This is a genomic window from Nocardiopsis lucentensis DSM 44048, from assembly GCF_000341125.1.
GTDB classification, from domain to species: domain Bacteria; phylum Actinomycetota; class Actinomycetes; order Streptosporangiales; family Streptosporangiaceae; genus Nocardiopsis; species Nocardiopsis lucentensis.
In genome coordinates this window covers 1-5005 of record NZ_ANBC01000217.1, presented here as the reverse complement: position 1 = coordinate 5005, position 5005 = coordinate 1, and the positions used below count along the sequence as shown (strand labels likewise).

Here is a 5005-nt window from a genome sequence, read left to right as displayed (position 1 = left end):
CCTCGATCGCGTGGCCGCGCGGGGCGGGCGGGCCGGAGGCGGGCAGTGCCTCGCCCTCGGCGACGCGGATCTGCCACTCGACCAGGTCGAGCCCGGTGACGCACTCGGTGACCGGGTGCTCGACCTGGAGCCGAGTGTTCATCTCCAGGAAGACGGGGGCACCGGGTCCGTCGTCGTGGACGGGGACGAGGAACTCGGCGGTCCCGGCGCCGACGTAGCCGATCGCCCGGGCCATGGCGCGGGCGGCCCCGTGCAGGCGGTCGCGCAGGGTGTCGGGGAGCCCGGGGGCGGGGGTCTCCTCGATCACCTTCTGGTGGCGGCGCTGGACGGAGCAGTCGCGTTCGCCCAGGGTCCACACGGCGCCGTGGGTGTCGGCGAGGATCTGCACCTCGACGTGCCGGCCGTGGTCGACGTAGGGCTCGCAGAAGACGGCCGGGTCGCCGAACGCGGCGGCGGCCTCGGCGCGGGCGGAGGCGGCGGCGTCGGGCAGCTCGGCGAGGGCGCGGACGACGCGCATACCCCTCCCCCCGCCCCCGGCGGCGGCCTTGACCAGGACGGGCAGGTGGTCGGCGGTGACGTCGTCGGGGTCCAGGGCCGCGGCGACGGGGACCCCGGCCTCGCGCGCGATGTGCTTGGCGCGGGTCTTGGAGCCCATGGCGGCGATCGCCTCGGGGGGCGGGCCGACCCAGGTGAGTCCGGCGCCGACGACCGCGCGGGCGAGGTCGGCGCTCTCGGACAGGAACCCGTAGCCGGGGTGGACGGCGTCGGCGCCGGCGGACAGGGCCGCGGCGACCAGCGCGCCGGGGTCCAGGTAGGCGGCGGCCGGTCCGGCTCCGTCGGGGACGGGCAGGCGCACGGCGGTGTCGGCCTCGGCGACGTGCGCGGCGGCGGCCTCCTCGGAGGTGTCGGCGTGGACGGCGACGGTGGCGACCCCCAGGGTGCGGCAGGTACGCAGGACGCGGCGGGCGATCTCGCCGCGGTTGGCGACCAGGAGGGTCGTCACGGGGGCTGTGGCGGGGGCGGCCGGGGGCGCCGTGGCGGGGGCCGGTCCGGTCTGGGACGGTGGTGGGGCGTGGTCGGGCACGTCGGGTCTCCTCTCCTCGTCCGGGGTCACATCCGGAACACGCCGAAGCGGTCGGTGCCGCGAACGGGGGCGTTGTGCGCGAAGGACAGGCACAGGCCCAGGACGGTGCGGGTGTCGCGGGGATCGATGACGCCGTCGTCGTAGACCCGCCCGGACAGGAACAGGGGGAGCGACTCGGCCTCGATCTGCCGTTCGACCATCTCGCGCATCGCGGTGTCCTGGTCCTCGTCGTAGGGCTGGCCCTTCCTGGCGGCGGACTGGCGGGCGACGATCGACAGGACCTCGGCGAGCTGGCGCGGGCCCATGACGGCCGACCGGGCGCTGGGCCAGGCGAACAGGAACCGGGGGTCGTAGGCGCGGCCGCACATCCCGTAGTGCCCGGCGCCGTAGGAGGCGCCGATGAGCACGGAGAAGTGCGGGACGGTGCTGTTGGAGACGGCGTTGATCATCATCGAGCCGTGCTTGATGATGCCGCCCTGCTCGTACTCGCGGCCGACCATGTAGCCGGTGGTGTTGTGCAGGAAGACCAGAGGGGTGTCGGCGCGGTTGGCGAGCTGGATGAACTGGGCGGCCTTTTGCGCCTCGGCGCTGAACAGGACGCCGTCGTCGTTGGCCAGGATCCCGACCGGGTAGCCGTGCAGGGTGGCCCACCCGGTGACCAGACCGGCGCCGTAGGCGGGTTTGAACTCGTCGAACACCGAGCCGTCGACGATCCGGGCGATGACCTCGCGCGGGTCGACGGGGACCTTGAGGTCGGGCGGCATGACGCCCAGCAGCTCCTCGGCCGGGTAGAGGGGTTCGGCGGCGGGACCGCCCGGGACCGGGCCGGCCTTGGTCCGGTTGAGGCGGGCGACGAGGCTGCGGCCGATGCGCAGGGCGTCGCGTTCGTCCTCGGCGAGGTGGTCGGCGAGCCCGGAGACCTCGGCGTGCATGCGCGCGCCGCCCAGCGACTCGTCGTCGCTCTCCTCCCCGGTGGCCGCCTTGACCAGCGGCGGGCCGCCGAGGAAGACCTTCGAGCGGTCGCGGACCATGACGACGTGGTCGCACATGCCCGGGATGTAGGCGCCCCCGGCGGTGGAGTTGCCGAAGACGAGGGCGATCGTGGGCACCCCGGCGGCGGACAGGCGGGTCAGATCACGGAAGGTACGCCCGCCGGGAACGAAGATCTCCTTCTGGGTGGGCAGGTCGGCGCCACCGGACTCCACGAGGTTGATCAGCGGCATGCGGTTGTGCTCGGCGATCTGCGCCGCGCGGGCCGACTTGCGCAGCGTCCACGGGTTGCTGGAGCCGCCGCGCACGGTGGGGTCGTTGGCCACGATGACGCACTCCGTGCCGGAGACGACCCCGACCCCGGTGACGACGCTGGCGCCGACGTGGAAGTCGCTGCCCCACGCGGCCAGTGGGGAGAGTTCGAGGAAGGGGCTGCCCTCGTCAAGGAGGAGTTCGATCCGTTCGCGGGCGAGCAGCCCGCCCCGGGACCGGTGCCGCTGGACGTAGCGCTCACCGCCCCCGGCCACGGCCTTGGCGTGTTCGGCGTCGATCTCGGCGAGGGCGGTCAGCATGGCCTCGCGGGCCTCGGCGAAGGCGGGCGAGGCCGCGTCCAGGCGGGTGGGAAGGACCGAGCCGAAGGTGCGCGTCGGGTGTGGCGGGGCGGGACGGGAGGGTGTGCTCACAGCGCGCCCACCTCCTCCAGCAGCGGTCGGGGGATCGGTGTCTGTCGGGCCCGCAGCCACTCCCCCAGCCCCTTGGCCTGGGGGTCCGGTCCCTCGCGGCGTGGGGTGCCGGGTGCGAGCAGGTCCTCGATCCAGAAGTTCACGGCGCGCAGGTTGGGCAACACGTGGCGGGTGACCTTGAGGTCGGCGGTCTCGGGGAGGAGTTCGCGCAGGCGGTCGACGGTGAGCTCGTGGGCGAGCCAGCGCCACCCCAGGTCGGTTCGGGCCCAGACGCCCACGTTGGCGTCGGCTCCCTTGTCTCCGCTGCGGGCGCCCAGGACCAGGCCGAGGGGGGCGGTCCGTGCGGCGTGCGGGGGCAGGGGTTCGGGCAGCGGGGGGTCGGGGAGGTCAAGGAGTTCGCGGGTGCGGGCGGGCGGCGGGATCGGCGCGCCGTCGCCGTCGGGGAGGATGACGGTGTGCTCCACCTCGGCGGCGGGGACGAGCGCCTGGGTGATGGCGACCCCGTCGGGGCGGGCGTCGCGCGGCGGCGCGGCCAGGTGGAACCCCGCGTAGCTGGCCAGGGCCAGTTCGACGGCGGTGGCGCCGAAGGACCGGCCGACCGTGGCGGGGTCGTGGTCTCGGGCCACGACGCGCAGACGGGCGGTGGCGGAGTCCTGGTCGGCTGCGTGGGGGTCGCGCGCTGGCGTGAACTCGAAGTGCAGGTCACCGGGCTTGCGCCTGTCGAGGGCGGCGCGCATCTGGCGTTCGGCGTGGCGGGCCTTGTCCTCGGCGTCCAGACCGGTGATGAGGAACTCGACCTCGCCCCGGAAACCGGTGAGGCTGGTCAGGCCCACCTTGAGCTCGGGGGGCGGCGCCTCCCCGCGCACGCCGCTGATCCGAACCCGGTCGGGGCCCTCCTGGTCGAGTCGGACGGTGTCCAGCCGCGCGGTGACGTCGGGCCCGGGGTAGCGGGGTCCGGCGACCTCGTAGACGAGCTGGGCGGTGACGGTCCCGGTGGTGACGGTGCCGCCGGAGCCGGGGTGCTTGGTGACGACCGCGCCGCCGTCGGCGTGGATCTCGACGAGGGGGAAGCCGGGGCGGTCGAGGTCGCGGCCCTCGCGCACGAGGTCGGCGGCGAAGGCGTAGTTGCCCCCGGTGGCCTGGGCGCCGCACTCGATGACGTGTCCGGCCACGGTCGCCCCGGCCAGGGCGTCGAGGTCGTCGCGGGTCCAGCCGTGGTGGGAGATCGCGGGGCCCACGGCGAGGGAGGCGTCGGTGACGCGGCCGGTGACCACGATGTCGGCGCCCGCGTCCAGGCAGGCGGCGATGCCGAAGGCGCCCAGGTAGGCGTTGGCGGTCAGAGGGGTGCCGAGGTTGAGCTCCTCCGCGCGGTGGAGGAGGTCGTCGCCGGTGACGACGGCGATGCGGGGGTCCAGATCGCACTGGTCGGCCAGTTCGGTGAGCCGGTCGGCGAGGCCGCGCGGGTTGAGGCCGCCCGCGTTGGTGACCACCCGGATCCGGCGCTCCATGACCAGGGACAGGCACTCGCGCATCTGGCTCAGGAAGGTCCTGGCGTAACCGCGGCCCGGGTCGGCGAGCTGGTCGCGGCCCAGGATCGCCATGGTCAGCTCGGCCAGGTAGTCCCCGGTGAGGACGTCCAGGGGGCCGCCGGTGAGCATGTCGCGGACCGCGGAGAAGCGGTCGCCGTAGAAACCGGAGGCGTTCCCGACGCGCAGCGGGGGCGCTGGTGTCGCAGTCATGGATCGAGAGTGACACCGGACACACGAAAAAACAAGCGCATGTGATTGTTTTTCTCTCGAACGTCCCGATGCTCACCACATGGCCGGAAGTGGCCACGGAGTGTGGGTTAGTGAGTCCGCGCGAGGGGAGACGCGCGGGGTAGTTTGGCGCGGTGAGTACCTCCCACGACGACAACAGACCCAGCACGGACGCCGCCGGGGACACGCCCGCCGAGGCCGCCGAGGCGAACGCGGAGACGGCCGACGAGCCGACCGGAGACACCGCCGGGGACGGACGCGGAGCCGGGGCCACGGCGAAGGACGCCGGAGACGGGACCGCGTCGGCCGAGGGCGCCAAGGGCGGGGACGCGAGCGAGGACTTCCTCATGGGCACGCCCCTGCCGCCGGCCTCCACCCTGGGCGGTGTCTTCTCCGCCGAGACCTTCGCCGTGGTCGGACTGCTCCTGCTGGCCCCCGTCATCATCAACTCGCGGCTCTTCGAGTTCTTCGCCTGGTTCGTGCTCGGCGGC

The 5005-nt window shown here is 74.1% G+C and carries 3 protein-coding genes and 1 pseudogene; 1 reads left to right on the top strand and 3 read right to left on the bottom strand.

Annotation, left to right across the window (positions count from 1 at the left end; genetic code table 11):
* From D471_RS0107290 to D471_RS42285, 3 genes are all read right to left on the bottom strand, one after another.
* A partial coding sequence (locus tag D471_RS0107290; RefSeq protein WP_026127499.1) for an ATP-binding protein occupies positions 1-1003 on the bottom strand: 1003 nt, incomplete at its 3' end.
* A 107-nt stretch (positions 1004-1110) separates the two neighbouring features.
* Positions 1111-2646 (bottom strand): acyl-CoA carboxylase subunit beta, encoded by a 1536-nt coding sequence (locus tag D471_RS0107285; RefSeq protein ID WP_152486243.1) that lies wholly within the window; start codon positions 2644-2646, stop codon positions 1111-1113.
* Positions 2647-2753: 107 nt separating this feature from the next.
* Positions 2754-4496, bottom strand: coding sequence for an acyclic terpene utilization AtuA family protein (locus D471_RS42285; RefSeq protein WP_017598002.1), 1743 nt, complete (start codon positions 4494-4496; stop codon positions 2754-2756).
* A 152-nt stretch (positions 4497-4648) separates the two neighbouring features.
* On the opposite strand from D471_RS42285, the pseudogene D471_RS0107275 reads away from it, so the two are divergent.
* Positions 4649-5005, top strand: a pseudogene (locus D471_RS0107275) (hypothetical protein); the annotation flags it as partial.